Annotated in this window: 15 protein-coding genes and 1 pseudogene; 3 read left to right on the top strand and 13 right to left on the bottom strand. The window is 61.9% G+C overall.

Annotated elements, in window-relative coordinates; translation table 11 throughout:
* Positions 1–12: 12 nt before the first annotated feature.
* The 4 genes and pseudogenes from HF916_RS14280 to HF916_RS14265 all read right to left on the bottom strand — a co-directional run bounded on the left by HF916_RS14280 (position 13) and on the right by HF916_RS14265 (position 2,748).
* A complete protein-coding gene (locus tag HF916_RS14280; protein ID WP_168789585.1) occupies positions 13–453 on the bottom strand; it encodes an SET domain-containing protein in 441 nt (146 codons plus the stop codon).
* Between the two features lie 176 nt (positions 454–629).
* Positions 630–1,175, bottom strand: a complete 546-nt coding sequence (locus tag HF916_RS14275; RefSeq protein ID WP_168792001.1) for an SRPBCC family protein — start codon at positions 1,173–1,175, stop codon at positions 630–632.
* Positions 1,176–1,527: 352 nt separating this feature from the next.
* Positions 1,528–1,674 (bottom strand): annotated as a pseudogene (locus tag HF916_RS14270) (IS5/IS1182 family transposase); the annotation flags it as partial.
* Between the two features lie 165 nt (positions 1,675–1,839).
* A complete protein-coding gene (locus tag HF916_RS14265) occupies positions 1,840–2,748 on the bottom strand; it encodes a LysR family transcriptional regulator (RefSeq protein ID WP_346777729.1) in 909 nt (302 codons plus the stop codon).
* A gap of 68 nt (positions 2,749–2,816) precedes the next feature.
* On the opposite strand from HF916_RS14265, the gene HF916_RS14260 reads away from it, so the two are divergent.
* The 3 genes from HF916_RS14260 to HF916_RS14245 all read left to right on the top strand — a co-directional run bounded on the left by HF916_RS14260 (position 2,817) and on the right by HF916_RS14245 (position 6,797).
* Positions 2,817–3,449 carry a carboxymuconolactone decarboxylase family protein gene (locus tag HF916_RS14260; protein WP_240975544.1) on the top strand — a complete coding sequence of 211 codons (633 nt, stop codon included), beginning with the start codon at positions 2,817–2,819 and terminating at the stop codon, positions 3,447–3,449.
* Positions 3,450–3,502: 53 nt separating this feature from the next.
* Entirely contained in the window at positions 3,503–5,104 is a 1,602-nt protein-coding gene (locus HF916_RS14255; RefSeq protein ID WP_168789583.1) for a 2Fe-2S iron-sulfur cluster-binding protein, read from the top strand.
* Positions 5,105–6,194: 1,090 nt separating this feature from the next.
* Positions 6,195–6,797, top strand: coding sequence for an isochorismatase family cysteine hydrolase (locus tag HF916_RS14245; RefSeq protein WP_168789581.1), 603 nt, complete (start codon positions 6,195–6,197; stop codon positions 6,795–6,797).
* A 514-nt stretch (positions 6,798–7,311) separates the two neighbouring features.
* On the opposite strand, the gene HF916_RS14240 is transcribed toward HF916_RS14245, so the two are convergent.
* The 9 genes from HF916_RS14240 to HF916_RS14200 all read right to left on the bottom strand — a co-directional run bounded on the left by HF916_RS14240 (position 7,312) and on the right by HF916_RS14200 (position 18,096).
* The gene (locus HF916_RS14240; protein ID WP_168789580.1) at positions 7,312–8,139 is read right to left on the bottom strand and encodes an SDR family oxidoreductase; all 828 of its coding nucleotides are present in this window, start codon (positions 8,137–8,139) and stop codon (positions 7,312–7,314) included.
* A 62-nt stretch (positions 8,140–8,201) separates the two neighbouring features.
* A complete protein-coding gene (locus HF916_RS14235; protein ID WP_240975543.1) occupies positions 8,202–8,957 on the bottom strand; it encodes an OmpW/AlkL family protein in 756 nt (251 codons plus the stop codon).
* A 76-nt stretch (positions 8,958–9,033) separates the two neighbouring features.
* Complete coding sequence (locus HF916_RS14230; RefSeq protein ID WP_168789578.1) at positions 9,034–10,824, bottom strand: acyl-CoA dehydrogenase C-terminal domain-containing protein; 1,791 nt, start codon at positions 10,822–10,824, stop codon at positions 9,034–9,036.
* 15 nt (positions 10,825–10,839) lie between these two features.
* Entirely contained in the window at positions 10,840–11,787 is a 948-nt protein-coding gene (locus tag HF916_RS14225; RefSeq protein ID WP_168789577.1) for an electron transfer flavoprotein subunit alpha/FixB family protein, read from the bottom strand.
* An 18-nt stretch (positions 11,788–11,805) separates the two neighbouring features.
* The gene (locus HF916_RS14220; RefSeq protein WP_168789576.1) at positions 11,806–12,555 is read right to left on the bottom strand and encodes an electron transfer flavoprotein subunit beta/FixA family protein; all 750 of its coding nucleotides are present in this window, start codon (positions 12,553–12,555) and stop codon (positions 11,806–11,808) included.
* Positions 12,556–12,686: 131 nt separating this feature from the next.
* Complete coding sequence (locus HF916_RS14215; RefSeq protein ID WP_168789575.1) at positions 12,687–14,291, bottom strand: AMP-binding protein; 1,605 nt, start codon at positions 14,289–14,291, stop codon at positions 12,687–12,689.
* Between the two features lie 72 nt (positions 14,292–14,363).
* A complete protein-coding gene (locus HF916_RS14210) occupies positions 14,364–15,605 on the bottom strand; it encodes a thiolase family protein (RefSeq protein ID WP_168789574.1) in 1,242 nt (413 codons plus the stop codon).
* Between the two features lie 66 nt (positions 15,606–15,671).
* A complete protein-coding gene (locus tag HF916_RS14205; RefSeq protein ID WP_168789573.1) occupies positions 15,672–16,787 on the bottom strand; it encodes a saccharopine dehydrogenase family protein in 1,116 nt (371 codons plus the stop codon).
* 52 nt (positions 16,788–16,839) lie between these two features.
* Complete coding sequence (locus HF916_RS14200) at positions 16,840–18,096, bottom strand: acyl-CoA dehydrogenase family protein (protein ID WP_168789572.1); 1,257 nt, start codon at positions 18,094–18,096, stop codon at positions 16,840–16,842.
* Between the last annotated feature and the right edge of the window lie 123 nt (positions 18,097–18,219).

Below are 18,219 nucleotides of genomic sequence, written 5' to 3'. Positions count from 1 at the left end.
CAATTGGCTGATTCACGCGACAGCCGCCAGCATCGACTGACGACAGCCCGCCGCGGCGCACCGGCACGCGTACTGGGCTCGAACGTCCTCGTCCGAGGGAACGTCAGTCGTCAACAGGTATTCAATGAACAACTCTTCACCCGCCTCGATTGGCCGGATCGTGTGAATGAAGATGCGGCCATCATCCTCTATGGTCTCGCAGTTCGGCGCACAGGCATGGTTCAGCCATCGCGCACTATTGCCACCACGGCTTCCGTCGATTACGCGTCCGTCCGACAGGCCAAAAAGAAACGTGTGCCCGGCGACCCCTTCGCGCCGATGCCGGCGTACAGCTTCCCGCCAGCTCGTCAGTTCGCCCCGGTATTCAAGCACGCACTCACCCGCCGCGAGCGGCCGCATTGCGAACACACCCTTCCCGTGGACTGACGACCGCCGTACGATCACTCGCCGCATACTGTTTCCTTGACTGATATACGCACCAGTATACGAGTGCAAATTTGCGCTTGCATGATTTTGTGCCGGCGATGGGTGCACGTGGCCGTCGCGTCGAACGACAGTAGCCACCTAAAGATCGAGGAAGCGCTGCGGGCGTGCGGCCTGCATCGGCACATTTGAGACGCTGCGCAGATCTAGTGCAGCGGCGACGCTTCCAGAAGGCTCTTAAGTTGCGAAACTGCCGTATCGGATTCCGATTGAATCCGCGCGCGCAGCATAACCCCGTTGAATATCGCGAACCACAGCGACGGCGCGCGATAAGTGAATTCGCGTTCGAAGCGAGTTCCGCTCGCGGTCGACGTCAGCGAATAAGTGACCGTGCCCGCCGGTCTGCCATCAATCTTTCCTTCTATCGTCCACCTGGCCGGCGGCTCCCGTGCAGCGACGGTCCACACGACGCGGCCGCGCCTGCCCGCTACTCGGAATTCCTCCGTCACCTGCTCGCCCAGATCGAGCGAATGGTCAACCGAGCCGCTGACCGCGAGCGATGACGGATGCCAGTCCGGCCAGTGTGCCGGGGTCGTGACATAGTCGAACACGACTGTGGTGGGGCGTTGAATCGATGCAACCGTAACGATGCGCGTGTCGAACCCGATCCGCTGCGGCAATGGGATAAAGAGCAACGCGATGATGACGAGCAGGGCCAATATCGCCGTGGCGAACCGTGTACGGTTTTTCATAACGCTTGGTACTCTACGCGCTCCTGACGCAGTTATTTTACTGCGGAGCGGTGGGTCGAGCGGTCGGGGCGAGCGTTGTCGTGCTGCGTCAGCGGGTGGCGTGTTGCGTGGCGGCGCGATGTCGAACGGAGGGAACTTACCGCTTACCGTCTCGTGCAATCGGCGCAAGTCGATCCAAAGCGTCAGCGGCTCGTTGGCGATGAACGACCGTAGTCCGCCGGATCGTGTTGAAAAAATCTTGTTTGGTTGGAAACCCAAGAGTTGGCAGCACGTTTTCGAGTTGTGGCAATCGGCGAAGCGGCGAACTTGAACGAGACAACGATCCCCGTTGCTCGTCACGCATCTGCCTGGTTCATCTGCCTGGTTCTGGCATAGGCCGCCTGGCCATTCTTCGCAGGTTTTGCGCAGTCGCTACCACCAGGAACTCATCATGAGCACCGTTTGGACCTCGCAGTCGCAAACGGTCCAGTTTCAGGATGCGTTTGAGATGGGCAAAGAGAGCGGTTTCAACCGGTGGATGCAACAGTTTGCTGGAATCGCGCGGCCACCGTTCCGCAGACCCAGCGCTGATCCACCGCATCGTTGCCTCACAGCCTGTCCCGCCGCGAAGCCGCAGAACGCGCAACGCCGGCGAGCGGCTGCCGTCACAACGGCAACCCGCCAGCTAGCGCCCCGCCCTGCCACGCTTCTTCAAAGTCAAAGCCGGGTCGCCGCGCAGTGCTTCCGTCGCCATGTCCAGAAACGCACGGACCTTCCCTGGTGCGTGGCGTCCTTCATGCTGCATGACATGAATGGGCAGGACGGCGGTTTCATGCTCGCGCAACACTTCCGTCAGCGTACCCGCCGCCAGATGTTTCGCCACCATGTATGACAACAGCCGCGTAATGCCGAAGCCATCGAGCGCCGCGACGATCGCGTCGTCGTTCGACGACACCGTCAGCCGCGGGCGCACATGAACGACGACCGGTTCCTCGGTATGGGCAAACCGCCAGTCCGGCGACGGCGTCAAGCCTACCGCCGAAATCAACACGTGCTGCGTCAGATCCGCCGGCGTGTGCGGCGCGCCGTGCTGCTGCAGATAAGCCGGCGACGCGCAGACGACGCGCCGTACCTGCCCCACGGGCAGCGCCTGATAGCTGGAGTCCTGCAGCGGGCCGATCCGGATCGCGACGTCGACCCCCTCGTCCATCATGTTGACCACCCGGTCCAAAAAGCGGCACTCCACTTCCGTGTCGGGATAACGGCGCAGATAGGCGGTCACGATCGGCGTGATGAAGATCCGCCCGAACAGCGACGGCGCCGTAATGACCAGCCGCCCGCGCACCGAGCGATGGGTGCCGGCCGCGGCCTCTTCTGATTCCGCCAGATCGGCGAGCACGCGCCGGCAATCGTCCGCGTAGCGCGCCCCGACCTCGGTCAGCCGGACGATGCGCGTGGTCCTTGCCAGCAAGCGCACGCCCATCATGGCCTCCAGATTATTCACCGCACGCGTGACCACCGGCGGCGAAATCTTCATCTTGCGCGCCGCGGCGGCGAACCCACCCTCGTCGACCACCGCGACGAAGAGAGTCATTGCTTCGAGTCGATCCACGTTATTCCCCGTCTGGTAACAATCCATTCCCGGTAGCGGCGATTCTCATTATGGCGGGAATCAACCAGACTGAGTTCGTCCGCTCAAAACGGCGGTTGCCCAGCGGAATTCCCTTAATCCAATCCAGGAGAAACACCATGAGCCGCATTACCACCATCGACAACACCAACGCCAATGAAGAACAGCAAGCCCTGCTGGACGCGATCCATGCACAACTGGGTACCGTTCCCAACTTCCTCAAGATCTTCGCCAACTCTCCGGTCGCGCTGCGCGCCTTTCTCGGCCTGCACGGCGTCGCGAACGCCGGCACCCTGGACGCATTGACGCGCGAACGGATTGCGCTGACCCTCGCGCAACAGAACGGCTGCGAATACTGTGTCTCCGCGCATACCGCCATCGGCCGCAAAACCGGTTTGTCCGCGGAAGAAGTCACGGCTGCCCGCAATGGCACGAGTGAAGATGAACAAGCCGCGGTTGCCGTGAAATTCGCGCGCAGCCTGATGGAAAACAAAGGCGAAATCAGCACGCTCGAACTCGCCGAGGTGCGCAGCGCCGGTTACAGCGACTCCGATATCGTCGAAATCATCACCCATGTCGGCATGAACTTCCTGACCAACGTACTGGGCAAGGCGAGCCAGGTCGATATCGATTTCCCGAAGGTCAGCCTGAAGCTCGCCGCCTGAAGCGCCGTCGACTCGATGACGTGATCGCCTGACTCAACGACGAGGAACTGACCATGGGACGTGCTTTTTCCGATATCGCCTTCACCGCGCAGGTGCGCGAAATCCAGACCCTGTTGGGAAGCCGGGAACAGTATGCGCATCTGGACCAAACGTCAGACCGCGGCGATCGCCTGGGCCGACGCGAGATCGACTTCATCAAGGCCGCGGACCACTTCTATCAGGCCACTGTCAGCGAAACCGGCTGGCCCTATGTGCAGCATCGCGGCGGGCCGGCCGGTTTTCTGAAAGTCATCGACGACAGGACGTTGGGCTTTACCGATTTCGTCGGCAACGTCCAGTACATCAGCGTCGGCAATCTGAAGAAAGACGACCGTATTGCGATGATCGTGATGGACTACGCGAACCAGCGGCGCCTGAAGCTTCTAGGCCGCGCGCATACCGTCGAGTTCGCGGACGATCCCGGGCTTGTCGAGCGCGTGCGCACGCCGGGTTACGACGGCCGCATCGACCGGGTCTTTGTGATTAGCATCGAAGGGTTCGACTGGAACTGTCCGCAACACATCACGCCGCGCTTCACTGAAGCGGAAATGACCCGCATGGTCGCGCCGGTTCATGCGCAGTTGCGCCGCGTGAAAGAGCAACTGGCGCAAGTGTCGTCCGCGGCGTCGGCGCAACGTCAGCCTGACCAGCTCGGCGATGGCCCGCTCGCGCTGAGGATCACCGGCGTTCGTCAATTGACGGAGCGCGTGCGCGCGTACGAACTGCGCGATATCGCCGGCGCGGCGTTGCCGGAAATTAGCGCGGGTGCACACCTGGAAGTGCCGGTGCGGCTTGCCGACGGCACCGTAGCCACGCACCGTTATTCGATCGCTTCGGACCCGGGACGGCGCAACGTCTACGAAATCGCGGTGCTGCGCGAGGACGCCGGCAGCGGCGGCTCGATCAGCGTGCATGACGCATTCCGGCTGGGTCTGACGCTTCATTGCGGATTGCCCGAAAACCACTTTCGTCTCGACGATCCCGCGCGTCGCACGATCTTGATCGCAGGCGGCATCGGCATCACGCCGATCAAGGCGATGGCACATGCGCTGTCTGCGCGAGACCAGCCTTTCGAGTTGCACTACGCGGTGAGGTCGCGCAGCGAAGCTCCCTTCCTGGAAGAGCTCGAAGCACAATTCGGAGCGCGCCTCGTCGTCTATCCGGCCGATGAAGGTGCGCGTATCGATCCTGCGGCATTGGTCAGCACGGCGTCACGTGACACGTACTTTTATGTCTGCGGACCGGCGCGCCTGATCGATGCTGTACGCAACGGCGGCCGCACTGCCGCGGTTGATGAAAAGCGCATCCGTTTCGAACGCTTTGCGAGTGCTGTTAGCGCGACAGAGAATCACCAACTCACGGTGACGCTCGCGAGGAGCGGGAAAACCGTTGAAGTAGCGGCGGATCAAACTGTTCTGGACGCCGTTCACGCCGCCGGCGTCGACGCGCCCGCATCATGCCGCACGGGTCAGTGCGGCATGTGCGCGGTCAAGGTGACCAGCGGTAGCCCGGATCATCGCGACGACGTGCTGTCGAGCGAACAGCGCAATGCCGAAAAGTTGATGTGTATCTGCGTTTCGCGCGCGACCGGCGCGAATCTGACGCTGGATCTGTAGGTGTCTGGATGCGATGCCGTAGTACATGTAGTGGTCCCGATTTGTCGGCCGCTCGATACCGCAATGTGCGGAACGTCACCGTCAAGACATGAGCCCCGATCTGCGTAGAAGCAACGTTTCAGTCGCGGAATACCAGCGAACCGGCGCTCCGCGAACAAGCTCATCAACCACCGCGATACATCGGGTTGATGCTATCGCCCGGGGCACGCCGACCGGATTGCGACTTGACCGGTTCAGCACCGCCGACGCCGCTGTGGTTCACGTCAACCACGCTGCCGTGGCCCTCTGCCGCCGCCTTCGCTTGAGCGGTTTGGCCGCGGTGCGCTACTGACGCAGCGACGTCGCTTCGATAGGAGGAAGTCTGGTCGTTACCGCCCGCGAAGGCGGGCGCTGCCATCGATGCGGAGCTTGCGACTAACAGAACGGCGATAGATCTCGCTTTCATGGCGTCTCCCAAAACTTGTCGAACATTTCAAAGGCACCCGGATCAGGTCCATTGCGGCGCGCGATGCTCAACGTTGGTGGGTCGACGTGTAGGACATTGCCGCGCGCTAACAAAGTGGCTCAAACGAACGACAAGTTTCTCGGCATCCGTGCAATGCATGCTAATGCCGAGGCGGTAACATTAAACCGTTCGTCGTTGTGCCCACAGTTATCAATGCACGGGTTGTGCCAATCCTGGTTCGCTCATCTTCCGAGCGACCCTAACTACCTGAAAATAAACAATGTCGATCTCGACCACGAGGGCTTTTACAGTTGGGTGAGGAGCGACGACGTCCGGCCGTGAGCAACGTTTCTTGAGCTTCTGTGTGCGGTCACCCAACACAAAATCTGCGCAGTCAAGCGACGAACTTGAGATCGAGAGCAATGACCTCGGCGGCGTCCGGAGGAAACTTGCGCCGCTTCAAAACGGGGGGCATTTTCTATTGAGCAACTGAGTCGGGACTCAAATACGCATTCATTTGTGCGCCCCGTGACCTGATGGGTCATGGTGGTCGTGCTAGAGTCAAGCACCTTTCTCTATCGCGTAGCTCCTATGCCGCCACGCATTGAATCCGCTCCCGTCGATCCGGCAGATCATCAACAAGGCATGGAACGCGCCGCTGCAGCGCAAAGTGTGAACATGCAGATTCCAGCGATTGTCCCTGCGCAAACCGCTCTAGTGGTCATGCATTATCAGACTGACATCTTGCGGTTATTTCCATCGGTCGCGCCCACTTTGCTCGCGAATACGCGCAAGCTGTGCGACGCCGCGCGGGCCAAAAGTGTCAGCGTCTATTTCGCCAGGATCCACTTTAGTCCAGGCTATCCGGAAGTCAGTCCGTTGAATAGAAACGGGCAGGGAATCAAGCAACTGGGTCTTTTCGTCGACGACAAGATTGCGCCGGAACTCGGCCAGCAGGCCACTGAACCGCTCATCATCGCGCATCGTGCTAGCGTGTTCTTTGGTACCGATCTGCAGGCGCGGCTCTCCGCGCAGGGAATCGATACGCTAATCATGGTGGGCATAGCGTCGACCGGCGTCGTGCTGTCGTCGGTTGCGTACGCGAGCGATGCGGACTTCCGGTTATTCACCGTCAAGGATTGCTGCTACGACCCGGATCAGGTCGTGCACGATCATCTTTTTTCAACGGCCTTCGATTCGCGCACGACGGTGCTCTCGCTCGCTGATACTCTGTTGTTGCTTGCCTAGCATGTACTGGCATTTTTTCAGCTTTCGGTGCAAGGCAACCGCTCCGTTGCGCGCTGTTCGAGTCGATCTTTGACGCTCAAGAAAACAGCGGCAAAGATTCAACTGCCGTTTGGCGCTGGCGCCGCGAAGGCGCGGATCGGCTGGTTCGCGAGGGAGCGTGCCCGCCGACCGAGCCGAGGCGCTTGTTGAGATCCGACAGTGCTTTGCAGACAGACGGGCGATCGGGCATTCCGGCCAATGCCAACTCAAGCCGGTTCAGCAGTTCCGGCAGACTCGATTCCCCCGTCATCTTTCCTGCGAACTTCCTCTTCCGCATATGACCACTCCCTGATTCGACAGACGCTGCGCGCGCAGCATCTCATGCTACCAGGTCGACAGGGACGCGTCCAGGCAGGTTCGGGAGATCGACCTTCCAAAAGGCGTGATCGTCCGCCGGGGAGCTTCCCGCACCTTCTGAGCGCCGGCATTGCCATCGACAAAACCAACGCTCAGCCTTTCGAAGTTCACGCTCTTTTCATCTCACCTGCGCGCGCAGCATCTGCTCGGCACCTAGGTTGAAGAGGGCCGAGCCGGCCAGATTCTGGCCACCATCGCAAACAACCACACAGCCGGAAATATAGGAAGCCAGCGGCGAAGCGAGAAAGACCGCACTCTGGCCGATGTCATCCACCGTGCCCATGCGCCGCAGCGGAATGGTGTTCACGAACTCTTCGTGTCGCTCTGCGCTCAACAGCCGCTTCATGCCTTCGGTCCCCTCGATGGGTCCGGGGACGATGCTGTTCGTGCGAATACCATAACGCCCCCACTCCAGCGCCAGGTTTCTCATCAACATATCGATGCCCGCCTTGGCGGCGCCCACGTGCACCTGGAAGGCGTGCGGCATGTACGCCATGCCTGCGGAGATGTAAATGATGGCGCCCTGCGTCTCCTTCAACTGGTCGAAGGCCGCCCGTGAGGCGTTGAAAGCGCCAAGCAGATCGATGTCGATGACAGTCTTGAAGCCGTTGGGCGAGAGTTTTTCCGCCGGGACCAGGAAATTGCCGGCCGCGCCGCAAACCAGCACGTCGATGGGACCCAGTTCCGCCCTGGTCCTCGCGAAGGCCGCTTCCAGCGCGGTGAAATCACGGACGTCGGCAACGATGGGGCAGACCGTGGCGCCGAGTGCGCGCAGTTCCGTTGCAGCAGTGTCCAGCTTGTCCTGGGTGCGCCCGCAGATGGCCACCTGGGCGCCCAAGGCGGCGAAATTCTTCGCCACGCCGAGATTGATGCCGCTGCTGCCACCTGTAACGAAAACGGTCTTTCCTGCGAACAGGTCGTTCGCCAGATATCGAGTGACTAGCATGCTTCCCTCCTGGTTGTACGCCCTCGCACCGAAAGGGCATCATTGATCACTGACCCATTCAGCTAGAACCGGTATCCGATCCCCACGAAGCCGATCCACGGATTGGCCGTGATGCGCGTCCTGTTGGTCAGCACGGCTTGCCCGTTGGCCGCGACGGCAGTGATCGTCGCATTCGTCTTGAGCGGCATATACGTCATCGACGCGGTGGCGTACCAGTTCTTGCTTAAGTTATAGGAGACGCCCGCATTGAATGCCGGATTCCACGATGGACTGAGCGACGCCTTGACGTCCCCTCCTGGCCCGGCGACCGAGTGCAATGCACCATTGAATGTCGGATTGAGCTGGACTGCCGTATACCAGGTGTAGTTGACGCCCACACCGATGAAGGGACGCACTTTCGCCTGCGCCGCGCCAAAGTAGTACTTGAAGAAAAGAATCGGCGGCCACGCTCTTGTTGTCGCGAGCGGTTGCAGATTGCCCAGTCCGAGGGAGGGACCGCCGGGGCCGAACGGCGCCACCGCACCCTGCGCGTAGAGCTTGAGCTTCGGCGGCACGCCGGTCGCCAGATCGATCGCGATGTTGTCCGTGATGAAATAGGTGAACGCCGTCTCGATCGTCCAGGTATTGTGTATCTGGCCAGTCGTTCCCGATGAGGTGAAAGTACCTGCCGCCGAAGTGCTTTGCAATGGCGTCGCCGACGACATGCCATAGTCGATCCATGTACCGCCGCCTGTCGCAATGAAACTGCCCGCACTCTGGGCCAGTGCGCCGGCGCACATTACCCCTGCCAATAAGGGCAGATACCTGACTGTGTTCACTTTTGTCTCCATTTTATATTTTGCATGACGAACTAATATCGTCTTGTGATCTCTTCGACTCGTCTGAAAACGTGGATCAGAATTGTTCGATCGCGATGTCCGATGCGCTGGATGCGCCTGAGCGAATCATCTCCAGATGCGAGTTCGCCTTGGGCAGTATCTTGTCCGCGTAGAACCGCACCGTCGCGATCTTTGCTTCGTGGAAGTCCGGATCTTCGCCCGCAGCGCATTTTCTCGACGCGGCCAGCGCGGCGCGCGCCATCTGCCATCCACCGCACACATAGCCCGTGAGCATCAGATAGTCGAATGAACTGGCCAATGCTTCGTCGACGTCTTTCGCCAGCGCTTGAAGCATCCACCCGGTGGCGTCCTCCAACGCCTGCACGCCGGTGGTCACCGCGGCGCCGACCGGGACAAGGTGCGTATCCGTGCTGCGTTCCAGTTCAAGCGCGAGCTCGCGCATCTCCGCGATCAGTTCAGCCATTGCGGCCCCCTTGTCGGCGGCGAGCTTGCGGCCTGCCAGGTCTGCTGCCTGGATACCCGTCGTGCCCTCGTAGATGGTTGCAATGCGGGCGTCGCGCAGGTACTGGCACGCGCCGGTCTCTTCGATGTAGCCCATTCCGCCGTGCACCTGTACACCGATGGACGCGATCTCCTGACCCAGTTCAGTGCACCAGCCCTTCAGGACCGGAATCAGAAGATCGACGCGGGTCTGATAGCGGTTGCGATCGCCGGCGTCCGGATGCCGGTGCGCGTAATCCGCGTTAGCCGCCATCACGTAAGCGAACCCGCGCATCGCTTCCACCTGGGCCTTCATTGTCAGCAACATGCGCCGCACGTCCGGATGTTGAATGATCGCCACCGCAGTGCTCGACTTGCTCGCGGCCGGCTTGCCCTGAACGCGCTCTCTCGCGTATTCACGCGCCTGTTGATACGCGCGCTCAGCCATCGCCAAACCTTGAATGCCGACCTTCTGGCGGGCCTCGTTCATCATCGTGAACATATGCGCGAGGCCCTTGTTTTCCTGTCCGACGAGATAGCCGATCGCGCCGCCCTGATCGCCGAAACTCATCACGCAAGTGGGACTCGCGTGAATGCCGAGCTTATGTTCGAGGGACACGCAGTGCACATCGTTGCGTTGCCCCAGCGAGCCGTCGGCGTTCACGAGGAACTTGGGCACCAGAAAAAGCGAAATGCCGCGCACGCCTTCGGGCGCATCGGGCGTGCGCGCCAGCACGAGATGGATGACGTTGCCGGTCATGTCATGATCGCCCCACGTGATGAAGATCTTCTGGCCATGCAGGCGATAGTGATCTCCCTCAGGAACGGCTTTCGCGCGAACGGCCGCCAGGTCCGAGCCGGCTTGCGACTCGGTCAGATTCATCGTGCCGGTCCATTGCCCGCCAATGAGGTTCGGCAAGTAGCGGGCCTTGAGTTCCTGCGAGCCATGCTGTCGCAATGCTTCGGTGGCGCCGGCCGTCAACAGCGGGCACAGGGCGAAGGACATGTTGGCGGAGTTCCACATCTCCACGGTGGCCGCATGCAGCAGTTCGGGCAGACCCTGGCCGCCGTAGTCAGGATCGCCACTGAGGCCGTTCCAGCCTCCTTCAACGAATTGCAGGTAGCCCGCTCCGAAGCCGTCTGCCGCAATGACGCCATCGCCGGTCAGGCGCGCCCCCTGCTCGTCGCCTGTCTTGTTGAGCGGCGCAAGCACTTCGGTGGCGAACCTGGCTGCCTCTTCGAGCACGGCGCCAGCGAGTTCCGGCGTCGCGTCCTCAAAGCCCGGTAGCGACGATAAAGCGTCGAGGCCGGCCAACTCGTTCATTACGAAATGCATGTCGCGCAGCGGCGCAATATAGGTGGTCATCATGTGCTCCTGAAATCAGTTCTGTTGCAACTTGTCCAGCTCTTGCGACAACTCCGGCAACACCTTGAAGAGGTCGCCGACGAGGCCGTAGTCCGCAATCTGGAAGATGGGTGCTTCTTCGTCCTTGTTGATCGCCACGATCACCTTCGAGTCCTTCATCCCGGCCAGATGCTGGATCGCACCCGATATGCCCACCGCGATATAGAGCTGCGGAGCGATGACCTTGCCGGTCTGGCCCACCTGATAATCATTGGGAACGAAACCGGCATCCACCGCGGCGCGGGATGCGCCGACCGCCGCGCCGAGCCGGTCGGCTATCTCGTCGAGGAGCGCGAAGCTCTCGCTGGAACCCATGCCGCGGCCGCCCGAGATGACGCGCTGCGCGGCGGTGAGTTCAGGACGCTCGGAACGGGTCAGTTGCTGGCTTACGAAGCGGGAAGTCGAAACCTCCGCGGCCGGCGCGAGCGATTCGATCACCGCGGCGCCCCCTTCGGCCGGCGCCGCGGCGAAGGCCGTGGTGCGAACCGTCAAGACCTTGATGCGATCCGCGCTTCGCACCGTGGCGAGCACGTTCCCCGCGTAGATGGGACGCACGAACGTATCCGCCGATTCCACCGCCACGATCTCCGAGACCTGCGCGACATCGAGCAGCGCTGCCACGCGCGGCATCACGTTCTTCGCGGACGTGGTGGCGGGCGCGAATAGATGGCTGTAATCGGCAGCGAGCCCGACGACGAGCGCCGCCAGGTTCTCCGCCAACGCGTGCTCATAGTGCGCGGCGTCGGCCACGCGCACGCGGGCCACGCCTGCGATGCTGGCCGCCTGCTCCGCGACGCTTGCGCATTGCGATCCGGCCACGAGCACATGAATTTCGTCGCCTAGGCAGGCGGCAGCGGTAATGGCGCTCAGGGTCGCTGCCTTGAGCGTTTGATTGTCGTGTTCTGCAATAACGAGTACGGACATGTTGGTCTCCTCTTGTCTCTAGATGACGCGCGCAACGTTCTTCAGCTTTTCCACCAGCTCGGCGGCGTCGGCGACGCGGATGCCCGCCTCGCGTTTCGTAGGCTCCGCCAGCTTGAGCGTCGTCAGCCTCGGCGCGACGTCGACACCAAGCGCATCGGGCGTCACGACATCGAGCGGCTTTTTCTTCGCCTTCATGATGTTGGGCAGCGTTGCGTAACGCGGCGTGTTGAGCCGGAGATCGGCGGTGATCACAGCCGGCAGGTCGACCTCGATCGTTTCCAGGCCGCCGTCGATTTCGCGCGTCACCGTCGCCTTCCCGGCTTCCACTACCACCTTCGATGCGAACGTCGCCTGCGGCAAGCCAAGCAGCGCAGCTAGCATCTGGCCAACCTGATTGGCGTCGTCGTCGATGGCCTGTTTGCCGAGCATCACCAGTTGCGGCTGCTCCTTATCGACCAGCGCCTTCAGCAACTTGGCGACGGCGAGCGGCTGCAGTTCAGCCTCGGTCTCGACCAGGATGGCGCGGTCAGCGCCGATCGCCATCGCCGTGCGCAGCGTTTCCTGGCACGCCTGCACGCCACAGGACACCACGACCACCTCCGTGGCCGCACCGGCCTCTTTCAGACGCACGGCCTCTTCCACGGCGATCTCGTCGAACGGGTTCATCGACAGCTTCACGTTGGCGATGTCGACGGCGCTGCCGTCGGCCTTCACACGAACCCTCACATTGGCGTCGACGACGCGCTTGACGGGAACAAGTACTTTCATTGACTACTCCGTTTTGACAAAAACGCTCCGCCCGTCCGGCCACGAGCCGGTCGATTCAGGTGCATGGGGCACGGTCCGCCGATTCGATCTCGACTACGCGTGCGCGGTATTCGACTCCCTGGCGGGAACCGTCATGGGATCTCGGTGAAAACGCTGTCGCGCCGCTGCCCGAACATTTCGACGAGATGGCGCTCCAGTGGCTTTTCCGATGCAGTCTTGGGAATCTCGGGCACGACCTGCAGGAAGGCGATCACCGAGCTCGCTTCGAGCTTCGCGCGGCAGAGGCGGAACACCTGCTGCGGGTCGAAGTCCGCCGCCCGTTTCGGCACGACGGCCGCGACCACATCCTTCTCGCCTGGCGCACCGGATGACGCCGCTACGCCATAGACATAGACGTCCTCGATTACGCCCGACTCGGCAATCACCTTCTCGATCGGCGCGGGATTGATGAATTCACCGTTGTGGCGAATCCCGCCGCCTTGGCGGTATTCGAAGAAGAGCCAGCCGTTCTCGTCTTCACGCACGACGTCGCCCATGTGCAACCAGCCGTCCTTGCTTTTTTTCGCCGACGCGTCCGGATTACCGAAGTATTCGACCTTGAACGGCGATCCGTCCGCCGGCCTGAAGAGCAATTCCCCGGGCACGCCTCGTGCGCAGTCGCGGCCGTCGTCGCCGATGATGCGGTGCTTGAGCGTGGGCACCGGCTTGCCAATACTGCCGACCGGCCCGACCCCGACGTGCTTGACCGTGAGCCCGCCCTCCGCCGCGCCGTAGAACTCGACGATCCGCACGTTAAAGCGCTGCTCGAAGTCGGTCCAGATCGCCGCGGGCATGCCCGCGGAAACCACGAAGCGCACCGGGTTGTCCGAGTCGCCTGGCGTGGCCGGTTCGCTGTAGATCGCCGTCGTCATTCCGCCGAGCAGCGTGAAAGTGGTGCACCGATACTTACGTGTGATGTCCCACAACCGCGACTTCGTGAAGCGGCGCGACAGCACGGCCCGCATTCCGGTGGCGAGCGACGCACCCAGCGTAATGACCTGAGCGTTGGCGTGGGTCAGCGACAGTCCTGAATAGGGACGCTCGTCAGCGGCGTAACCGAACATCGCGGGCACGGCTGACGAGGTTGCGCAGTAGCGCAGATGCGTCATGACGATGCCCTTCGGATCGCCGGTCGTGCCGGACGTGAAGATCAGTTGCATCGGACTGTCGGGGTCACGCGTCAGAATGGGCAAGTCGGGCACCTGCTCCGGCCGTGACGCGTGGTACGGCAGCACATCGGGAAAGTCGGAGAGCGGCCTCGCGCCTTCGTTCGTTTCGAGCCCGATCACCCACGACAGTTGCGGAAGTGCTCCCCGCACGGCGGCGAGATTGCCAAGCGCGTAGTCAGCGGCGATGATGCCTCTGCACTGTGCGTGGTCGAGCATGTAGGCGAGCTTGTCGCCTTTGGTGCGCGGATCGACCGGCACGAATACCGTGCCCGAGATCGACGCCGCCACCATGGCTTCGATGAACTCGGCATGGTTAGCCATCAGCAATGCGAAGTGCTCTCCGGGACGCAGGCCGCGATCGATCAGAACCTGAGCGAGACGCTGGCCGTTTTCCCAGAGCTGCCGGTAGGTACGCACCTCGTCGGGCCGCGCACCGGCCCCTTCGATCGTGAGTACGTCACGATCCGGCATCGTATCGACGCGATTGGCGATCAGCGCGGCCAGGATGGTGTCGGGTCGGGTGGTCATGGCACGGTGTCTCCTGATGATGTTCGATATCGTGTGCGTGCCGGATCTCTGCCGGCCGTCACGGTCGCAACGCTAACGTCCCAGAATCGTGATACTGGCCACGGCTTCTTCCACGCCGCACAAACCACCGCCGTTCTCGGCCAGTGCGATACGCGCGCCCTCGACCTGGCGCTGTCCCGCCTCACCGCGTAGCTGGGTAACGAGTTCATAGATCTGGCCCAATCCTGTCGCGCCGATTGGATGCCCTTTTGATTCCAGGCCGCCGGATGGATTGATCGGAATTCGCCCGCCAATCGTGGTGTCTCCGCGCTCCGCCGCCACGCCGCCCAGACCCGGCTCGCACAGCCCGAGTACTTCAGACTGGATGATTTCGCCGATCGCAGTCGCGTCGTGTACTTCGGCTACCGAAACGTCCCGCGGCGCCACGCCAGCCTGTTCATAGGCCTTGGTGGAGCCAAGCCGGACCAGATGCTGGTCGAGCGCAGCGGCCGGCCGGTCGCTACCGGTCTGAAGCACGGAAGCCAGCACGCGAATGGCCCGTGTGCGTCCACCTTTGAGCCGTTCAAGACCGGCCTCGCTGCACACGATCGCCGCAGCCGCACCGTCGCTGATCGGCGAGCACATCGGCAGCGTCAGCGGATAGGTGATCGGCGGCGCGTTGAGTACTTCTTCCACGGAGTAGGCCTGCCGGTACTGGGCGAGCGGATTGTGTACCGAGTGCCCGTGGTTCTTGGCGGACACCGCGGCAATCTGCCGTTGAGTCGTGCCGAATTCGCGCATGTGCATGCGCCCCATCGACGCGTAGATATCCATGAACACGCTATAGGGCTTCTCCGATACGCTTCCTTCGGGCGGCTCAATCCCTTTTCCCATCTCGAGCAGCCTGCGCCTGCCGTTCTCGGTATCGTGCACGTCCCATGCACCGTCGAACGCGCTGAACGTGCGCGCCTTGTCCGTTGAAAACATCTTTTCCGCGCCCACGGCGAGCACGATGTCCGCAGCGCCCGCCTTCACGTAGTTCACCGCCAGATGAAACGCAGTACTGGCGCTCGCGCAGGCGTTCTCGACGTTGATCACGGGCAAGCCGTGCACGCCCATCGCGCGCAAGGCAAGCTCGCCGCGAATCATGTGCTGGCCGTCCATGTGTCCCTGCGTCGAGTTGCCGAAAAACGCGCCCTGCAGTTGCCCTTTGTCGCAACCGGCATCGGCGAGCGCGTCCTCCACGGCCTTGCACGTCATCTGTTTCACGCTGGTGTCCAGATGTTTGCCAAAGGGCGTCATCCCGATGCCCACGACGTACACTTCCTTGCTCATGTTCACTTCTCCCTCGCTCATTGGCTGCGCGACGATGCAACGCGGCGCGTTCCGATCCACACCTGTTCAAACGCTCTTTACTTCGTAATGCAGGTAGCCTTCTTCGGCCTGTGCCGCGAGGAGATTGCGCGCGCCAAACGCCTGCGCCGGCGAAACGAAGCCGACCGCATGCAACTGCCCTCGCAAAAACCGGCGCACTGCTTCCGCGCCCAGCACGCCGGTTTGCGCGTAGGGTGAATTGCCGCGAAGAATCACGCTGACGGAATTTACGTTGCCTCGTCCCTGACAGGACAGCGTGCAACGGTTGACGTCGGGATTCTCGCGGGCGGGCTCGGTTTGCGTGACGGCCTTGCCCCATTCGTTGGTGACTTCTTCCTGTTTGGCTGGATCGAGGTGCCGGCATTCCTCCTCGAACTTTTTCAGCAAGCCGACGACTGCATTGAAACGCTCCTGGTTTCTGAACGACACCAGCGTCTGACAATTGCGCACACGCGGATCGCCCTCGTACCAGATCGGTTCACCGCCGCCGCCCCACGGCAGCGCGTTCAGCAGCACATGTTCACCGGGCACATGAACCTGATACGGCGTCGCCCATGGCCATTGCACGAGCTCTTTATTCCGCAGGAAGAACTGCGGCTGCGTGCACATCCGCAGAAACGACATCGTCGATGCGACGCTGACTTCCGAATCGCCGAGGTAGATCACATCGAGCGTGTCGATGCCCGGGGTTTCCAGCGCGATCTCGGCCGCCAGATTGCCTTCGGTCCACATGTACGAATTGCCGGGACACAGCGCCAGATCTTTTGCGGCAAACGCCTCGCCGTACGTGCGCTTCAACATGGACATCCAGTCGGTTTCGCCCGTCGTGTCGACATAGTGGCAACCCGCCGCAAGACTGGCCTCGACCACCGGGCGGCCGAGCTGCATGAACGGCCCGACGATGTTGATGACCGCCTTCTTGCCTCTAAAGAGTTCCGTCAGCGCGTTTGTTTCGTGTTCGACGGCGACGCACTGATAGTCATGTCCGGCAAGTTCCGGCACCTTGGACATCTCCTCTTGCAGCCGCTCCTTGTTGCGCCCCGCGGCAATGAAAGGAATCCCGCGTTCGGCGAGCTTCCACGCCGTGAGCTTGCCTGTGTAACCACTCGCTCCGTAGAGCACCACTTCGTATGTCGTTGCCATGTCGCCGTCTCCTTGAAGTTGCTATCGCTGTGCTTTGCGCCGGGCGCGAGATTCAAAACAGCTCGGGGTCAATCAGGTAGTAGCCGCCCTTGATCGCGAGGACTTCGTTGCAGCCGTCCTCGATCAGCGATGCCCGCGCATCACGCCAGATTTTTTCGATCGGATACTCGCGCGTGAGTCCGTTGCCGCAAAAGATCTGGAGTGCGTCGTTGGCGACTTCGAAGGCAGTCTGGGTCGCCGTGATCTTGGCGGTCATCGCTGCGTGCAGCGACGGGTGCGGCGACGTGAAGTTGTAGTGCACGACACGGTGAGCCAGGGCACGGGCCGCTTCCACCTTCCTGAACATATGGAACAACCGCGACGCCACCGACTGATGACGGATGATCGGCAAGCCGCCCTGCTTGCGTTCATGCGCATAGGCGAGAGCATGTTCGAAGGCAGCGCGTGCCGCGCCGGTGAACACGGTGCCCATGATCGCGTTGGCAAGCGTGTGAACGGCGTAGACGGCGTCGAGGTATTGATCCGGGCCGGCGAGGATGTGATCTCTGGAAAGCTTGACGTTTTCAAAGAAGATTTCGCCCTGGTTGAGGGCGCGCTGTCCGATCTTGTCGAGCGGCTTGCCACGCGACACGCCTGGGGCGTCCATCGGCACGACGATCACGGCCCCGCGCTTCGTCTCCACACCCGCGCCGCTGTCCGCCGCGCAGTAGAGAATGCAGACATCCGCGACAATGCCGTTCGACACCCATGCCGACTTCTGCCCATTGATGATCACGTCGTCGCCGCGCAGCGTGGCAATGCAGTTGGGCCGGCCGTAGGTTCCCTGCGGGTGCAGGATCATGCCGCTTGCGTCCAGCATGTCGGAGCCATGATCGGGTTCCGTGATGGCCCAGCAGCCGAGTTTCGAATCCGGTGCCAGCGCCCGGCAAAACGCGTTGCCTGTCAGCGTGCTCATCAGCGCCGGGAGCAACCCGGCACCGTACGAAACGGCGAGTCCGGAATCACCCCAGCCGAGTTCCTCGAACAGGATGCACATGGTTTTGGCCCGTTCGGCGGGCTCGAGCTCAAAGAGTCCGTCGACGCCGAACCCCAGCTCGACAAACTTTTTGCGAGCGTCCCAGTAAGGCGACCCTGGCGCGATAGCCTCCTCCGGTGTCATGCGATCGAGCTTGACGCCGACGGGGCGCATGACCTCTTCCGCGTAACGATGCACGGTCTGCTGGACCATCTGGCCCATCTCGGACAGCTCGGGCTCAGCCCCTAACGGGCCGAGTTTGTGCGTTGCAACGTGGTTCGATTCGGTCGACATGTCTCCTCCTTGGAGGTGGTTGGGCGTATCATTTCCTCGGTGACGTACCGGTCCCGGGTGTGCTCGACTGACCCGTCACGCCATAACCAATCGGCGCGCTGCGAGGTGGTCCGGTTGCACTTC

Source organism: Paraburkholderia aromaticivorans (genome assembly GCF_012689525.1).
GTDB classification, from domain to species: Bacteria; Pseudomonadota; Gammaproteobacteria; order Burkholderiales; family Burkholderiaceae; genus Paraburkholderia; species Paraburkholderia aromaticivorans_A.
This window is presented reverse-complemented; position numbering and strand designations above follow the sequence as displayed.